The 13833-nt window shown below is 32.8% G+C and carries 13 protein-coding genes; 3 read left to right on the forward strand and 10 right to left on the reverse strand.

Annotation, left to right across the window (positions count from 1 at the left end; translation table 11 throughout):
• The 7 genes from eno to ACI32A_RS02740 form a co-directional block, all read right to left on the reverse strand.
• A partial coding sequence (eno, locus tag ACI32A_RS02710) for a phosphopyruvate hydratase (RefSeq protein WP_439753486.1) occupies positions 1-950 on the reverse strand: 950 nt, incomplete at its 3' end.
• A 120-nt stretch (positions 951-1070) separates the two neighbouring features.
• A complete protein-coding gene (locus tag ACI32A_RS02715) occupies positions 1071-1454 on the reverse strand; it encodes a metal-dependent transcriptional regulator (RefSeq protein ID WP_439753487.1) in 384 nt (127 codons plus the stop codon).
• Between the two features lie 78 nt (positions 1455-1532).
• Entirely contained in the window at positions 1533-3947 is a 2415-nt protein-coding gene (locus tag ACI32A_RS02720; protein ID WP_439753488.1) for a glycogen/starch/alpha-glucan phosphorylase, read from the reverse strand.
• Positions 3948-4075: 128 nt separating this feature from the next.
• The gene (locus ACI32A_RS02725; RefSeq protein WP_439753489.1) at positions 4076-4627 is read right to left on the reverse strand and encodes a winged helix-turn-helix domain-containing protein; all 552 of its coding nucleotides are present in this window, start codon (positions 4625-4627) and stop codon (positions 4076-4078) included.
• A gap of 350 nt (positions 4628-4977) precedes the next feature.
• Entirely contained in the window at positions 4978-5229 is a 252-nt protein-coding gene (locus ACI32A_RS02730; protein WP_439753490.1) for an FtsB family cell division protein, read from the reverse strand.
• 75 nt (positions 5230-5304) lie between these two features.
• Complete coding sequence (gene mnmG, locus ACI32A_RS02735) at positions 5305-7152, reverse strand: tRNA uridine-5-carboxymethylaminomethyl(34) synthesis enzyme MnmG (RefSeq protein WP_439753491.1); 1848 nt, start codon at positions 7150-7152, stop codon at positions 5305-5307.
• Between the two features lie 4 nt (positions 7153-7156).
• Complete coding sequence (locus tag ACI32A_RS02740; RefSeq protein ID WP_439753492.1) at positions 7157-8782, reverse strand: oligosaccharide flippase family protein; 1626 nt, start codon at positions 8780-8782, stop codon at positions 7157-7159.
• A gap of 62 nt (positions 8783-8844) precedes the next feature.
• On the opposite strand from ACI32A_RS02740, the gene ACI32A_RS02745 reads away from it, so the two are divergent.
• The 3 genes from ACI32A_RS02745 to ACI32A_RS02755 all read left to right on the forward strand — a co-directional run bounded on the left by ACI32A_RS02745 (position 8845) and on the right by ACI32A_RS02755 (position 11716).
• Positions 8845-10326, forward strand: a complete 1482-nt coding sequence (locus tag ACI32A_RS02745; RefSeq protein ID WP_439753493.1) for an NAD(P)H-hydrate dehydratase — start codon at positions 8845-8847, stop codon at positions 10324-10326.
• A 113-nt stretch (positions 10327-10439) separates the two neighbouring features.
• On the forward strand, positions 10440-11351 hold the full coding sequence (locus ACI32A_RS02750; RefSeq protein WP_439753494.1) for a flavodoxin family protein: 912 nt from the start codon (positions 10440-10442) through the stop codon (positions 11349-11351).
• Entirely contained in the window at positions 11348-11716 is a 369-nt protein-coding gene (locus tag ACI32A_RS02755) for a hypothetical protein (RefSeq protein ID WP_439753495.1), read from the forward strand. The genes ACI32A_RS02750 and ACI32A_RS02755 overlap by 4 nt, the downstream gene beginning before the upstream one ends.
• Before the next feature lie 18 nt (positions 11717-11734).
• Here the strand turns inward: ACI32A_RS02755 and ACI32A_RS02760 are convergent, their stop codons facing one another.
• The 3 genes from ACI32A_RS02760 to ACI32A_RS02770 are packed head-to-tail and all read right to left on the reverse strand — an operon-like array spanning position 11735 to position 13786.
• On the reverse strand, positions 11735-12034 hold the full coding sequence (locus ACI32A_RS02760) for a hypothetical protein (protein WP_439753496.1): 300 nt from the start codon (positions 12032-12034) through the stop codon (positions 11735-11737).
• Positions 12031-12312, reverse strand: coding sequence for a hypothetical protein (locus ACI32A_RS02765; RefSeq protein WP_439753497.1), 282 nt, complete (start codon positions 12310-12312; stop codon positions 12031-12033). The genes ACI32A_RS02760 and ACI32A_RS02765 overlap by 4 nt, the downstream gene beginning before the upstream one ends.
• A gap of 10 nt (positions 12313-12322) precedes the next feature.
• On the reverse strand, positions 12323-13786 hold the full coding sequence (locus ACI32A_RS02770) for a DUF1846 domain-containing protein (RefSeq protein ID WP_439753498.1): 1464 nt from the start codon (positions 13784-13786) through the stop codon (positions 12323-12325).
• Between the last annotated feature and the right edge of the window lie 47 nt (positions 13787-13833).

Genomic DNA, 13833 nt, shown 5'->3' on the forward strand with positions numbered 1-13833 from the left:
TCACCAACTAATTGAACTTTTTTACCTAAACGGTCTGTCATTCTCTTCCATCCGTCCCAGTCACCTTCAGCTAATCCGTCTTCGATAGAGATGATTGGATATTTTTCTAACCAAGCTTCATACATATCGATCATTTCATCAGAAGTCTTAGTTCCTTCTCCAGATTTAACTAATTCGTAAACACCTTTTTCTTCGTTATAGAATTCACTTGAAGCAACGTCCATCGCAATTTTCATATCATCACCAGGTTTGTAACCAGCTTTGATCATAGCTTCAACTAATAATTCTAATGGTTCTTCGTTTCCGTTTACACATGAAGGAGCAAATCCACCTTCATCACCAACGTTTGTATTGTATCCTTTAGATTTTAATACAGATTTTAATGCATGGAAAGTTTCAGCAGCCATACGAACAGCTTCTCTTTCTGATTTTGCACCAACTGGCATAATCATGAATTCCTGGAAGTCAACTGTAGAGTCAGCATGAGATCCACCGTTAATTACGTTACACATAGGAACTGGTAAAGTTTTTCCGTTGAATCCACCAAAATAGTTGTATAAAGGCATTCCATAGAAATCAGCAGCAGCTAATGCAACGGCCATAGAAACACCTAAAGTTGCGTTGGCACCTAATTGTTTTTTGAATACATCTCCTCCACCTAATTCTAACATTTTTGCATCAATTAAGTTTTGAGCACGTGTATCCATACCAATAATTGCTGGAGCAATAATGTTGTTTACGTTTTCAACAGCTTTTAAAGTTCCTTTTCCTAAGTAACGAGATTTGTCACCATCACGTAACTCAAGAGCTTCTCTAACTCCTGTACTTGCTCCACTTGGAACCATTGCACGACCAAAAGCACCAGATTCTGTCGTTACTTCAACTTCAACAGTTGGATTTCCACGTGAATCTAATACTTCACGAGCATATACATCAACAATAATAGGCATAATTATAATATCCTCCTTTAAGCCTTAAGCTATAAAAATAATAACACTAATCCTATGTTCTTTCAACAAAAAGAAAAAGCGATTCACCATGTTCATCGCTTCTATTTTTTAGTAAAAAAATCATTTTTTTGTGGTTTTGTAGTAGTTTTGAATGGCTTCAAATGATTCTTTTGAAATAACATGTTCAATGCGACAAGCATCTTCCTGTGCTATGTCTTTAGGAACGCCAATGGAAGTTAACATATCCGAAAAAAACAAATGCCGATTGTATGTTTCCTGAGCAATTTCTTTTCCTTTTTCTGTTAATGTAATGATTTTATTGTCATCTAATTGAATCAAATTTTGATTGACCATAAGTTTTACTGCATGAGAAACACTGGGCTTGGAAAAGCCTAAATAACTGGCAACGTCTACGCTTCGTACACGGTCAATGCACTGGCTTAAAACCAAAATTGATTCTAAATAGTCTTCCAATGATTCTCCGATTGATTCTGATAATTTCATTTCTACACCTCTTTTCCCATTTTATAAAAGGTGTTTTATAAAGTCAAATAATAGAAACAAAAAGCGAGTTAGACTCGCTTATTTTTCATAGGGAATTGGTTTTAAATCCCAAATTTCATCGGCATATTGTTGAATTGTACGATCACTTGAGAAATATCCAGATTTCGCAATATTGACTAACATCATACGTGCCCATCCCTGACGATCACGGTATTTACGATCAATTTCACTTTGTGCCTGAATATAAGAATCAAAATCACCTAAAACAAAGAATTCATCGTTACGTAACATTAAGTCATTGTAAATGAGACGGAATTCATCTGGATTGGATGACCAGATTCCATTACGCAATGAATCTACAATTTGACGAATATTTTCGTTATTGTTGTAGTAATGCCATACATTGTATGAGTTTTCATGTTTCATGTGATTAATATCTTCTACACGGAAACCAAAAATCTGTGCATTTTCATAGCCAACACGTTCAACGATTTCAACATTGGCACCATCTAATGTACCTAAAGTTAAAGCCCCATTCATCATGTACTTCATATTTCCTGTACCACTTGCTTCTTTACCAGCCGTTGAAATTTGTTCACTGACATCGGCAGCGTTTAATAAAATTTCAGCAACGGAAACAGAATAATTCGGAATAAATACAACTTTCAAATATTTATTTGTTTCAGGGTCATTGTTTACTTTATTCGCAACAATATTGATTAACTTAATAATTTCTTTTGCTAATGAATAACTAGCTGCTGCTTTGGCAGAGAAGAAATACGTATGTGGATAAATACGATAAGATGGATCTCGTTTTAAACGCAAATACGTATGCATAATTCCAAAGATATTCAGCAACTGACGTTTATATGCATGTAATCGTTTTGCCTGGCAATCGAAAATTGAATTTACATCGACTTCAATTCCTAATTCTTTCTTTACATAATCCGCTAAAATTTTCTTTCTTTCTAATTTAGCCGCAAAGAATTGTTCTTGTACATTTCGATCATCCACATAATTCATTAGGTCTTCTAATTTACTTGGATCTTTTTTGAATTCAGGTCCAATTGTATTTTCTAGTAATTGCGTTAATTGTGGATTAGAATACAATAACCAGCGACGATGTGTAATTCCATTTGTTTTATTGTTGATAATTCCTGGATAAATTTGTTCAAAATATTTGAAAACATCATCTTTCAGGATTTGTGAATGAAGTGCTGCCACACCATTGACACTATGACTACCCACAATAGCTAAATGCGCCATATGTACTTGTCCATCTTTTAAAATAGAAACCTGATTGAAAATGCCACACAATCCTTTGTGATCCACAAAGAATTTCCAGCGTTTTTCAATTTCTTCAATGATCATATAAATACGAGGCAATAAAGAACGAACAAGACTTTGATCCCATTTTTCAAGAGCCTCAGCCATTACTGTATGATTTGTATATGCAACTGTTTCCTTTACAATTGCCCATGCATCATCCCATTCATAATCATAATCATCCATTAAAACACGCATTAATTCAGGAATAACCAAAACTGGATGTGTATCATTTAATTGAATCGCAACTTTCTTTCCTAAATTATCCAATGTTTTATAGTGTCTTAAATGTTTACGAATGATAGAATCTACTCCAGCACAAACAAAGAAATATTCTTGTCTTAAACGTAATTCTTTTCCTTTTGGAGTTGAATCATCTGGATAAACATTTGCAGTTAATTGTGTAACATCATCTAAATAGCTGAATAAAGAACCAGATTGAGCCGTTTCTTCATCCACTTCTGCATCCCATAAGCGAAGTGTATTTGTTGTTGTTGTATGATATCCAATAATTGGTTCATCATAAGGAACCGCTTTGATGACTAAACTTGGACGATATGTCTGATGAAATTTTCCATATTGATCCATATACGCATCAATCGTTCCTCCAAAACGAACGCGAACAGAATGCTGAGGTTTCCAGATTTCCCAGATATTTCCACTTTTCATCCAGCAATCCGGTAACTCAACTTGTTCATTGTTTACAATCTTTTGCTTGAATAAACCATAGTGATAGCGAATACAGTTTCCGTGTCCCGCTAAATCCAATGAAGCCAGAGAATCCATGAAACAAGCCGCTAAACGACCCAATCCACCATTTCCTAATCCAGCATCACTTTCAAATTCTTCCATGTCATTAATGTTTATTCCTAAATCGCTTAATCCATCTTTAACAACGTCATAGACTCCTAAATTCATTAAATTATTCGTTAATAAACGACCCATTAAGAATTCCATTGAAAAATAAAACAATTGTTTTGATTGAGATTTTTTTACTGCATTTTTAGTAGCACGCCAATTTTCACTGGCATAGTCGCGAACCATGTGACCCAAAGTTAAAAAACGCTCTTCTTCATATGTATCTTCAAAATCACGACCATATGTATTGGATACATTCGCTTTAAAAGCTTCCTTAAAAGCTTCTTTTGATTCAAAGCAATTTGCCATAATTTTTTCCTCCACAGACTAAAATTATACAGAACAAAAAATTAATCTTCAACAAAATAGGTCTGATTTTGACTAAAAGTTTCATTTTACGTAAAAAATGTATGCTTTCTATAAAATTGATATCGTTTTCATTTTTTCATTTTTCGAATCGGAAATAACCACTCATATCCGTATTTATATTTAGAACGAAAATACGGATATTCACTATTCTCTTTTAATGCTCTTCTTAAACGTCTCATATGCTGATTTAAATTATTTTCATCAATCATACGACTACGATTATCATCAATTTCTAAAATCTCAATCAATGTATTTCTTGATAAACATCCATCTTTTGCCATTACAAGTGTTATTAATATTTTATACAAAGAATCCGATAATTTGATTTTTTCACCATTTTTATAGACAGTCTTTGAATTTAGATGAATTTCTAAATCTGCTGTTTCAACTGTATTATATTCAACTTGTGATAAAAAATTTCCATTTGGATTAATTGCTAAAAACTCATTGGCATATGCCACTTTTCCTTCACTAACAATCCATTGATACTTTTCAATAGGTTTTCGATAATACACACAATCTGAATCAACTTGAACAAACATTTCTTTATTGTCCTTGGCCATAATTTCATTTAATAAAGAGCCATCGACTTCAATTAATAATTTCTTTGATTTTTTCATAAACAATTTCTAAGGATTTTTTTATGGGAATTGATTACTCCTTTCTTGAATTTTCCTTATGACAATTCCCTTTTCACATGTGTTTCTGGACACATGTATCCATTTCTTTTCAATTTTCTTTCTACTCACTCCTTTTATCCTCATATACTATTAAGCCAAAACAATGTGAAAAAAGAATGACAATGTAACAATCAACTATTTTAATGTTATTTTTATCTATTTTAATTCATTTTTGAACTATTTTTTTAAATAAAAAAAGACAGGAAAATTATGAATCCTGACTTAAAAAGATACTTGATTTATTCATAGTAAATAAAAAAAGATATCTAGAATACTAGATACCTTCTAATTTATTCATCCGAAAACTTAAAAACCTGTTCTCCATCTTTTGTGACCAGATACTTTCCACGAGCCAGATATTCAATATAATCTGGATTCTCCAAATTGTTTTTAGTTTCCTCTAATTCTTCTTTTCGCTCATCCAAAGCCTGTGATTCCTTCTTATTATTTTCCATGCTCAAACGAATCTGTGCAGTAGTTTCCAATTCCTTAAAACCACACCAGAACATATAAACAGAAGCTGATAATAAAATACTATACATAATTAGCTTTTTAAAGCGATTATTTTTTTTCTTCCCCTTTTTCATATTTTTGTACCCCTACAGAATCATTATACACTATTTTATATGAATTGCCAAAATCGCAATATCACTTGGATTAATTCCAGAAATACGCGATGCCTGTCCCAATGTTACAGGCTGAATCTTAGTAAGCTTTTGACGCGCTTCTAAAGACAAATTATCCATATTCATATAATCCAGATTTTTAGGAAGAACCAATTCCTCCATTTTCTGCAAATGATTGGCATCTCTTTTGGCTTTTTCAATATATCCTGCATATTTGGTTTCAATTTCAATAGCCTGACAAACTTCTTTATCATATTCTTTATCCAATAAAAATGACAAACCCTCAATTGTTACTTTTGGACGCTTGATCAATTCTAATGCACTGCAGCCATGCGATAAGTTTTCAAATCCCAATGAATTTAAATAGGCATTGACTTGCTGACAAGGCTTTATTCGAACTTCTTTTAATTCTTCTCTGGCTTTTTCAATTTCTTTTTGCTGAGCCACAAACAATTGATAACGCGATTCATCAACTAACCCAATTTCATATCCTTTTTCTAATAAACGCTTCCACGCATTGTCATGACGAAGTAATAGACGATATTCTGCACGCGATGTTAATAATCGATATGGTTCATTCGTTCCTTTAGTCGTTAAATCATCAATCATTACACCAATATATGCCTGATCTCTTCGCAATATAAAAGGAGGCTTTCCATCTATTTTTAAAGCCGCATTGGCTCCAGCCATCAAGCCTTGTCCCGCTGCTTCTTCATAACCACTGGTTCCATTGACTTGTCCAGCTGTAAATAAATTCTCTACAATTTTATTTTCCATCGATGGCTTCATTTGTAAAGGATCAATGGCATCGTATTCAATCGCATAGGCATATTTTTTAATGATACAATTTTCCAGTCCCGGCAAGGAATGCACCATTTCTTCTTGTACATCCACTGGCATGGATGTTGAAAATCCCTGAATATATGTTGTATCTAAAGAAAGAGACTCTGGTTCTAAAAACAACTGATGTCTTTCTTTATCCGCAAAACGAACCAGTTTATCTTCTATACTTGGGCAATAACGAGGTCCTACTCCCTTAACAAGTCCTGAATACATTGCCGAATCCTGTAAATGATCTTGAATGATTTGATGTGTTTTAGGTTGTGTATATATGAGATGACATACTTTCTGTTCTAAAAAAGGAAGCACATCTTCTTGTTTTGTCATCTGTGAAAAACGAAGAAACGCATTGGTTCCTGGTTGTACTTCAGTCTTTGAAAAATCAATAGAATCTGTTAATACACGAGCCGGTGTCCCAGTTTTTAAACGAAATGTTTGAATTCCTGCATCTCTTAAACTCTGTGACAACGTATTAACGGTCATTTGATCTTCAGGTCCTGAACTAGTAGCTGTATGCCCTCTTAAAACAGTACTGGACATATACGTCCCCGTAGTTAAAACAACCGTCTTGGATTCAATTCTAGTTCCATCCTGACACAAAACTCCTTTAGCTTTTCCATCTTCAATCAAAATAGATTGAACCGCTTTTTCAATTACTGTTAAATTTTGAGTGTGCAGCAAAATGTCTTTCATTTTCTTTTTATATACTTCTTTATCACTTTGCACACGCAAAGACCATACACCTGGCCCTTTCGTTGTATTTAACATTTTAAATTGCAGAGCACTTTGATCTGCCACAATAGGCATCAAACCTCCAAGGGCATCAATTTCACGTACAACAATTCCTTTTGCAGGGCCTCCAATACTTGGATTACAAGGCATAGAACCTGCCATATCAATATTTAAAGTCACTAAACATGTATTTTTTTTCATACGAGCCCCAGCCATAGCGGCTTCAATTCCTGCATGACCTGCTCCAATTACGACAATATCAAACATGTATCTATCCTCTTCTTAATTTTTGTTTCAAAAATTTTACAATATCCATATGAAAAACAATTCGAGGGACATGTAAAAATTCACTGACACATAAATAAACTAATACACTAACAAGTCCATTGATTCCCATCAAAATAAAACTAATAATTTTTCCATGATCAATGCCACCAATGCCAACAGCATTTAATAACCAGGAAACAAGTCCCATGACCAATACAGAAATCAATACGCGAATACAAACCCACTGATTTTTAAAATAATTTACTTTATAAACGTTTTTAATTTCTTTTAAATTCGAAAAAATCAGATATCCATCGCCGATTACAGAACTAAATACAGACCCCGCAAATCCAAAAATATAAATAAAAGGCACAATTAATATTCCTTTTATAATCGTTGAAATGACTAAGCGCTTTAAATAAAATTTTCGAAGTTCTAAAGCCATCATTAAATTAGTCACCACGGGTGCCAATGTTCCTAAAAAAGCTTCTAAAGACAGCCAAGCCAATACATAGGTAGCCATGTCTAAGTCTTCATTATAGAATAATGTATAATTAATGGCTCTGGCATATAAGAATATACAAAAACAAATGGGAATACCAATAAATAAAATAATATTAATGCAATCAATAATATTTCTTCGTATTAATTTATAATCTTTAGTCGTTAAAGCCTCGGTAATATGTGGAATAATAGCTGCCGTAAAACCTGGTGCTAAAATCATTGGAATGGCAGTGATTTTTACGCCTACATACGTCGTTGCCGAAATAATAGATGTTATGGCTTTGGTACTATAAGCATGTAGTCTTAATCCCATTGGTAATAAAATCGCATTATATATTTGCTGACTATATCCCAAAATCGAAGAAATCAAATACGGAATGGAAATTGAAACAAATTCTTTAAATAATACTTTTTGTTTTACTGGTTCAGTTGTCTGTGATAAAGCTAAAGACTGAATTTCTTCTTTTTTCTTTTGATCAAAACGAATAATTTGTGCAATACCAGCAATAGCTGCCACTGAAGTCGATAAAACCGAAATATAAAGAGCATATTTTCGATCCAATCCAAGAGCATACACTACAATACATGATCCAATCAATAAAAAGGATACACGGAAAATTTGTTCAAATGCTTGCGAAATAGCATATTCTCCCATTTCTTTAAGTCCTTGATAATAGCCACGAAAAGCAGATAAAATTGGGACAAGAAAAATAGCCAATGCTAAAATACGAAGGGTATTGACCATCACATCAATGTTTTCTTCTACCATTAAAGGAGCAATTTTGCCAGAAACCAATATGAGAAGCATCATGCCAATAAAGCCTAATACAGATAAAAAGGTCAAAGACATTCGTTTTACAGTTAAAATTGTTTTTCCGTCTTTTAATACATTATATCGAGCCACTAATGTCGCAATCGCAAACGGAAAACCAGCCGTAAAAACATTTAATAAATATGAATATATATTATAAGCTTGTCCATATATTCCCATGTAGGATTCATTTCCCAGAATAGATGAAAAAGGAATCGCATAAACAATACCAATGAGTTTGGCAATAAACAAACCACCTGTTCCAACTAATCCACTTAATATAATTGATTTTTTTATATTCGATGATTCTTTCATAAGATGTTCTCCTATTTTGCCATTATATCACATTTTTTTATAAGAAATGCTATAATAATATCATGAAACGTATAGAATATTTCCAAACCGGAGACATGGCTCGTCAACTGGATACTAAATCCATTCAGGAATTTCATATTCCTTCTCTTATTTTGATGGAACATGCAGCCATATCCAGTATTCAGGAAATCAAAAAACATATTTCCATTCATCAGTCTATATGTATTTTATGTGGTCCTGGAAACAATGGAGGAGATGGAATCGCAATTGCGCGTAATTTAGCACAAGATAATATTTTTTGTGATGTATATATTCCGACTGCAGATCATATGTCAAAAGATGAATATATTCAATATCAATCTTGTTGTGTCTATCCCATCCATTTCTATCATGAAATACAGTCTCTTGATTCTTATGACATCATCATTGATTGTTTATTTGGAAATGGATTGTCTAGAAACATTCAAGGAAAGTATCAGGAAATAATCGAGGAAGTTAATCAAAGCCATGCCTTTGTCATTTCCATTGACTTGCCAAGTGGCATCCATGCCACATCTGGAAAAAAATTAGGCTATGCCATTCAAGCGGATTTAACCATTGCCTTAGATTGTTTTAAAGAAGGACATTTTATCAACGATGGCATTTCGCATTCAAATCAGCTCATAAGTGTTGATATTGGCATTCCCCATGAATTTCATACAAATTATATTGTAAATGAAACACTAGCCAGACAATTTTTGCCAACTCGCCAAAATCATTCTCATAAAGGTTCTTTTAAAAAAGCCTTGCTTATTGGAGGAAGCCAATCCATGCATGGGGCTTTGTACTACAGTGCCAAAGCCTGTTATCGAAGTGGAATTGGTACATTAACTTGTATGATTCCTGATTGTATTGGTGATATCGTTGCTCAAAAAATGAGTTTTGCGATGAATCTTCGCATGCCTGATGAAAATGGAAAATTCAAAGAAAATTTAACAGTAGATTTCAATCCATATTCTATTCTTGCCATAGGAAATGGCATGGGACAACAAAAAAGTACTATTCAAATAGTTCAACAAGTTCTTTCAAGTTTGAAACCTGTTATTTTAGATGCCGATGCGCTTTGGGCATTAAAAGGACACACAGAATGGTTAAATCGAAAAGAAACTACCATTTTACTTCCTCATATTAAAGAAATGACCTATTTATGTGATGCCTCTATTTCTGAAATAAAAGAAAATCCATTTGAAATCGTACGAAACTTTTGTCTTCAACATCCAAACTGCATTTTGGTTTTAAAATCTAGTTGTTCCATCATTGGACATAAAGAAACACTTTATGTGTTAAATCAACCCAATAGTGCACTGGCAAAAGGAGGAAGTGGCGATATTCTTTGTGGCATTGTGACTGGATTATGTGGACAAACTGAAGACTATGAAAAAGCTGTTGTATGTGCTTGTTACATTCATAATCAAAGCGTCCCTTCTATAGATGCAGCCAGTGTTTTACCGGATGAATGCATTGACTCTATTCCACTCGTTTTTCAAAAATTACGAAATAAATGATAGCGGCCGTTATGCCGCTTTTTCTTAATTTTAGACACATTCAAATATAAAATGAATCTATAGCAATATAACGACTATGAATATAATAAAACCAGAAAAGAGATGATCATTATATGAAAACACATTCAAGATATACACTATCCAGAAAATGGTTAATGTTCTGGACATTATTTATTGGATTTGGTGCTCTTGCAGGTTCTTTTGGCATGTTAAGTGATTCAAGCGGAAAAGCTATGGGAATGGATACAATGCTTCCATATTTTCAAGTTCTTCCTTTATCAGAATATTTATATCAAGACTATAGATTTCCTGGTATAGCTCTTCTATGTATCAATGGAATCCCCAATTTGATTGCCTTTATTTTATTATTACAAAAGAAGAAGAGCGGCATCGTTTCAGGTGGTATTTTTGGTATAACATTAATGCTATGGATTTGTATTCAATTTGTTATTTTCCCTATGAATTTTATGTCCACCATTTATTTTATTTTTGGACTTTGCCAAGCCATTACAGGTTATATGACATGGATTTTCTATAAACAAGAATCCTTTTCATTCCAGGAAAGTGACTATCCCAATATTGGAAGCAATCCTAGACAATTAGTGGTTTATTTTTCTAGAATGGGCTATGTTCGAAAACAAGCATATCGTTTAGCTAATCAAACAGGTGCTCAAATTTACGAAATAAAAGCACAAGAAAGAACACAAGGAACACTTGGTTTCTGGTGGTGTGGACGATTTGGTATGCATCGCTGGGCCATGAATATTAAACCCATTTCCATTGATTTAGAAAAATATGAGCATGTTACTATTTGTTCAGCCATATGGGTATTTTCTTTGGCAAGTCCTGTTCGTTCATTTTGCCAGCAAGCTAAAGGAAAAATAAAAAAAGTAAGTTATGTTTTAGTTCATCATACCAGTGGAAAATATTATTCAGTCATTGATGAAATGGATCAATTATTGGGCATTACCCATCAAAGTTATACCAACATACAATGTCATGCAGGTACATACAAAATAAGATGAAACGCATTTGTATTGTCTTTGTTCTCATATTGTGTATAGGATTTATTTCTTTATTGTTTTGTTATAACCAGAAAACTTTTATGGGTTCGAAAACAACATGTCCTGGCTTTTATAAAATTGACATTGAAAAATTGAATGGAAAAGACTTTTTTACCATGGAATTAAAAGAAAAAGACATGATACAAATTCATTTTGAAACCCAAAAAGGATTTTTATATCTCGAAATAAAAAATGAACATCAAATAATTTATATTGGTAATGGAAAAAATATAAAAAAGTTTTCTATTTCTATTCCTGAAACTGGATTATATACAATTGTTGTAAAGGGATATCAGGCAAAAGGAATACTTGAAATCAAAAAGTGATGGAACCCATCACTTTTTTTATAATATTTGAAATTGTAGATAATATACATGAGGATGAAACATTTTTGTATTGAATCCATAAGCACAACAATCATCTATTTCTCCTTCCCAATCATTGTTTAATTGAGAAAGTATATTTTCAATGTTTTCCTGATGAATGTCTGCACTTCCATAGAATTCCATACAATTACGTAAAGAAGGTTGCTCTCTACATGGTGAAAAAGAAAAACTATCACATATAGATTGAATTTCTTTTTTTACTTCATTCACAATAGATTCATCTTCTATATCTACTACGACATATAAACGAACTCTCATGCTTGATCCAATACGTAGCGACAAAGTTTTTTCAGGTTTTCGTCATTGGTTAGTGTAATTACTTTTCCAAGTCCTAAATTTAAAGCAGCAATGACAACTTGATCATTTTCTACGGCCATATTTAGTGTTCCCGTCGCATTGACATAGAAAACATCATATAAATAACTTGTTTTATTTCCATTTACTTCTTTTTTTCGTAAATCAAAATGAAAATCTTCTTTATTTTTTAAAATAACACGAGCAGCTCCGGCTCCCGAAGCAGGAATTGGTTTTGCCATAATATACCTCCTATTTACGATTGGACTCATATGTGACTTGAATACCAAGTTGAGAATATGTATTTAAATCCACAGTTGACAAGTCACAAGTAATATGAGCCTGTAGTCCTTGCAACTGATTTAAACAAGAAAGCGCTTTTCTTGCGTTTTCATTTTGTTGTGCACTGATGCAAAGAGCAATTAATATTTCATTGGCATGTAGCCGTGGATTCTGACTTCCAAGGTATTCCGTTTTTAGAGATTGAATGGGCTCAATTAATTCAGTTTGAATAATATGAACATCTTGATCAATATGTGCTAAATATTTTAATGTATTAATTAATACAGAACTACAGGCTCCCATTAAATCTGTGGTTCTACCAGTCACAATGGTTCCGTCTAAACAATCAATGGCTCCTGAATACACTTTATAATGTTTTTCAGCATCATGAGCTTTTTTTACACACTTTCGATCTTCTAAATCAATATGTGCCTTTCCCATAATCAATTTTTGTTTATTTAATTCATTTATATCACAAATTTCATTGCAATAACGATTAAAACTATCGTAATAACGACGAATAATTTCTTGTTTACCAGCCTCTTGGATAACATGATCATCCACGATTGCACTTCCAATCATATTTACACCCATATCAGTAGGAGAAGCATATGGACAAGATCCATAAATTTCTTCAAAAATATTTTTCAATACAGGAAATATTTCAATATCGCGATTATAGTTAACTGTAATTTTTCCATAGGCATTTAGATGATAAGGATCTATCATATTTACATCATTTAAATCAGCAGTAGCAGCTTCATAAGCTAAGTTACTTGGATGGTCTAATGGTAAATTCCAAATTGGAAATGTTTCATATTTAGCATAACCAGCTCGTGTTCCACGTAAGTGTTCATGATAAAGTTGAGATAAACAAGTGGCCATTTTTCCAGAACCAGGTCCTGGTGCAGTTACAACAACTAAGGGACGAGTAGTCTCAATGAAATCGTTTCTTCCAAATCCTTCTTTTGAAATGATTTTTTTTGAATCTGTAGGATATCCTTCAATCGTATAATGATGATAAACACGTATGTTGATTTTCTTTAATTTATTTTGAAATTGAGTAATTAATTTGGATGGTGCATATTGTGTAATAACAACACTGCTGACATATAAACCAATGCGAGTAAATTCATTAATCAGACGAATTACATCTTCTTGATAAGATATATTTAAATCTTGTCGAATTTTATTTGAATTAATGTGACTCGCATTAATCGCAAATACAATTTCAGCATCTTCTTTAATTTGAAGAAGCATTTGAAGTTTGGAGTCTGGGGCAAATCCAGGTAAAACACGAGATGCATGGTAGTCATCAAATAATTTTCCACCAAATTCTAGGTAAAGTTTATCACCGAATTGTGAAATTCTTTCTTTAATACGTTTAGACTGCATTTCTAAGTATTTTTGATTATCAAAACCTATTTTTTTCATATTCTTTTTCTCCATATCGTATTGATTCTATCATTTTGAAAAGAAAA

The sequence above is a fragment of the Floccifex sp. genome, from assembly GCF_051873555.1.
GTDB lineage: Bacteria > Bacillota_I > Bacilli_A > Erysipelotrichales > Erysipelotrichaceae > Floccifex.

Coding starts and splice junctions, on each gene's coding strand:
- ACI32A_RS02730 (WP_439753490.1), bottom strand. CDS start 5,229: ATGTATAGTATTTTATTATCAGCTTCTGTTTATATGTTCTGGTGTGGT.
- ACI32A_RS02740 (WP_439753492.1), bottom strand. CDS start 8,782: ATGAAAGAATCATCGAATATAAAAAAATCAATTATATTAAGTGGATTA.
- ACI32A_RS02755 (WP_439753495.1), top strand. CDS start 11,348: ATGAAACGCATTTGTATTGTCTTTGTTCTCATATTGTGTATAGGATTT.
- ACI32A_RS02765 (WP_439753497.1), bottom strand. CDS start 12,312: ATGGCAAAACCAATTCCTGCTTCGGGAGCCGGAGCTGCTCGTGTTATT.
- ACI32A_RS02725 (WP_439753489.1), bottom strand. CDS start 4,627: ATGAAAAAATCAAAGAAATTATTAATTGAAGTCGATGGCTCTTTATTA.
- ACI32A_RS02715 (WP_439753487.1), bottom strand. CDS start 1,454: ATGAAATTATCAGAATCAATCGGAGAATCATTGGAAGACTATTTAGAA.
- ACI32A_RS02720 (WP_439753488.1), bottom strand. CDS start 3,947: ATGGCAAATTGCTTTGAATCAAAAGAAGCTTTTAAGGAAGCTTTTAAA.
- ACI32A_RS02770 (WP_439753498.1), bottom strand. CDS start 13,786: ATGAAAAAAATAGGTTTTGATAATCAAAAATACTTAGAAATGCAGTCT.
- ACI32A_RS02760 (WP_439753496.1), bottom strand. CDS start 12,034: ATGAGAGTTCGTTTATATGTCGTAGTAGATATAGAAGATGAATCTATT.
- ACI32A_RS02745 (WP_439753493.1), top strand. CDS start 8,845: ATGAAACGTATAGAATATTTCCAAACCGGAGACATGGCTCGTCAACTG.
- ACI32A_RS02750 (WP_439753494.1), top strand. CDS start 10,440: ATGAAAACACATTCAAGATATACACTATCCAGAAAATGGTTAATGTTC.
- mnmG (WP_439753491.1), bottom strand. CDS start 7,152: ATGTTTGATATTGTCGTAATTGGAGCAGGTCATGCAGGAATTGAAGCC.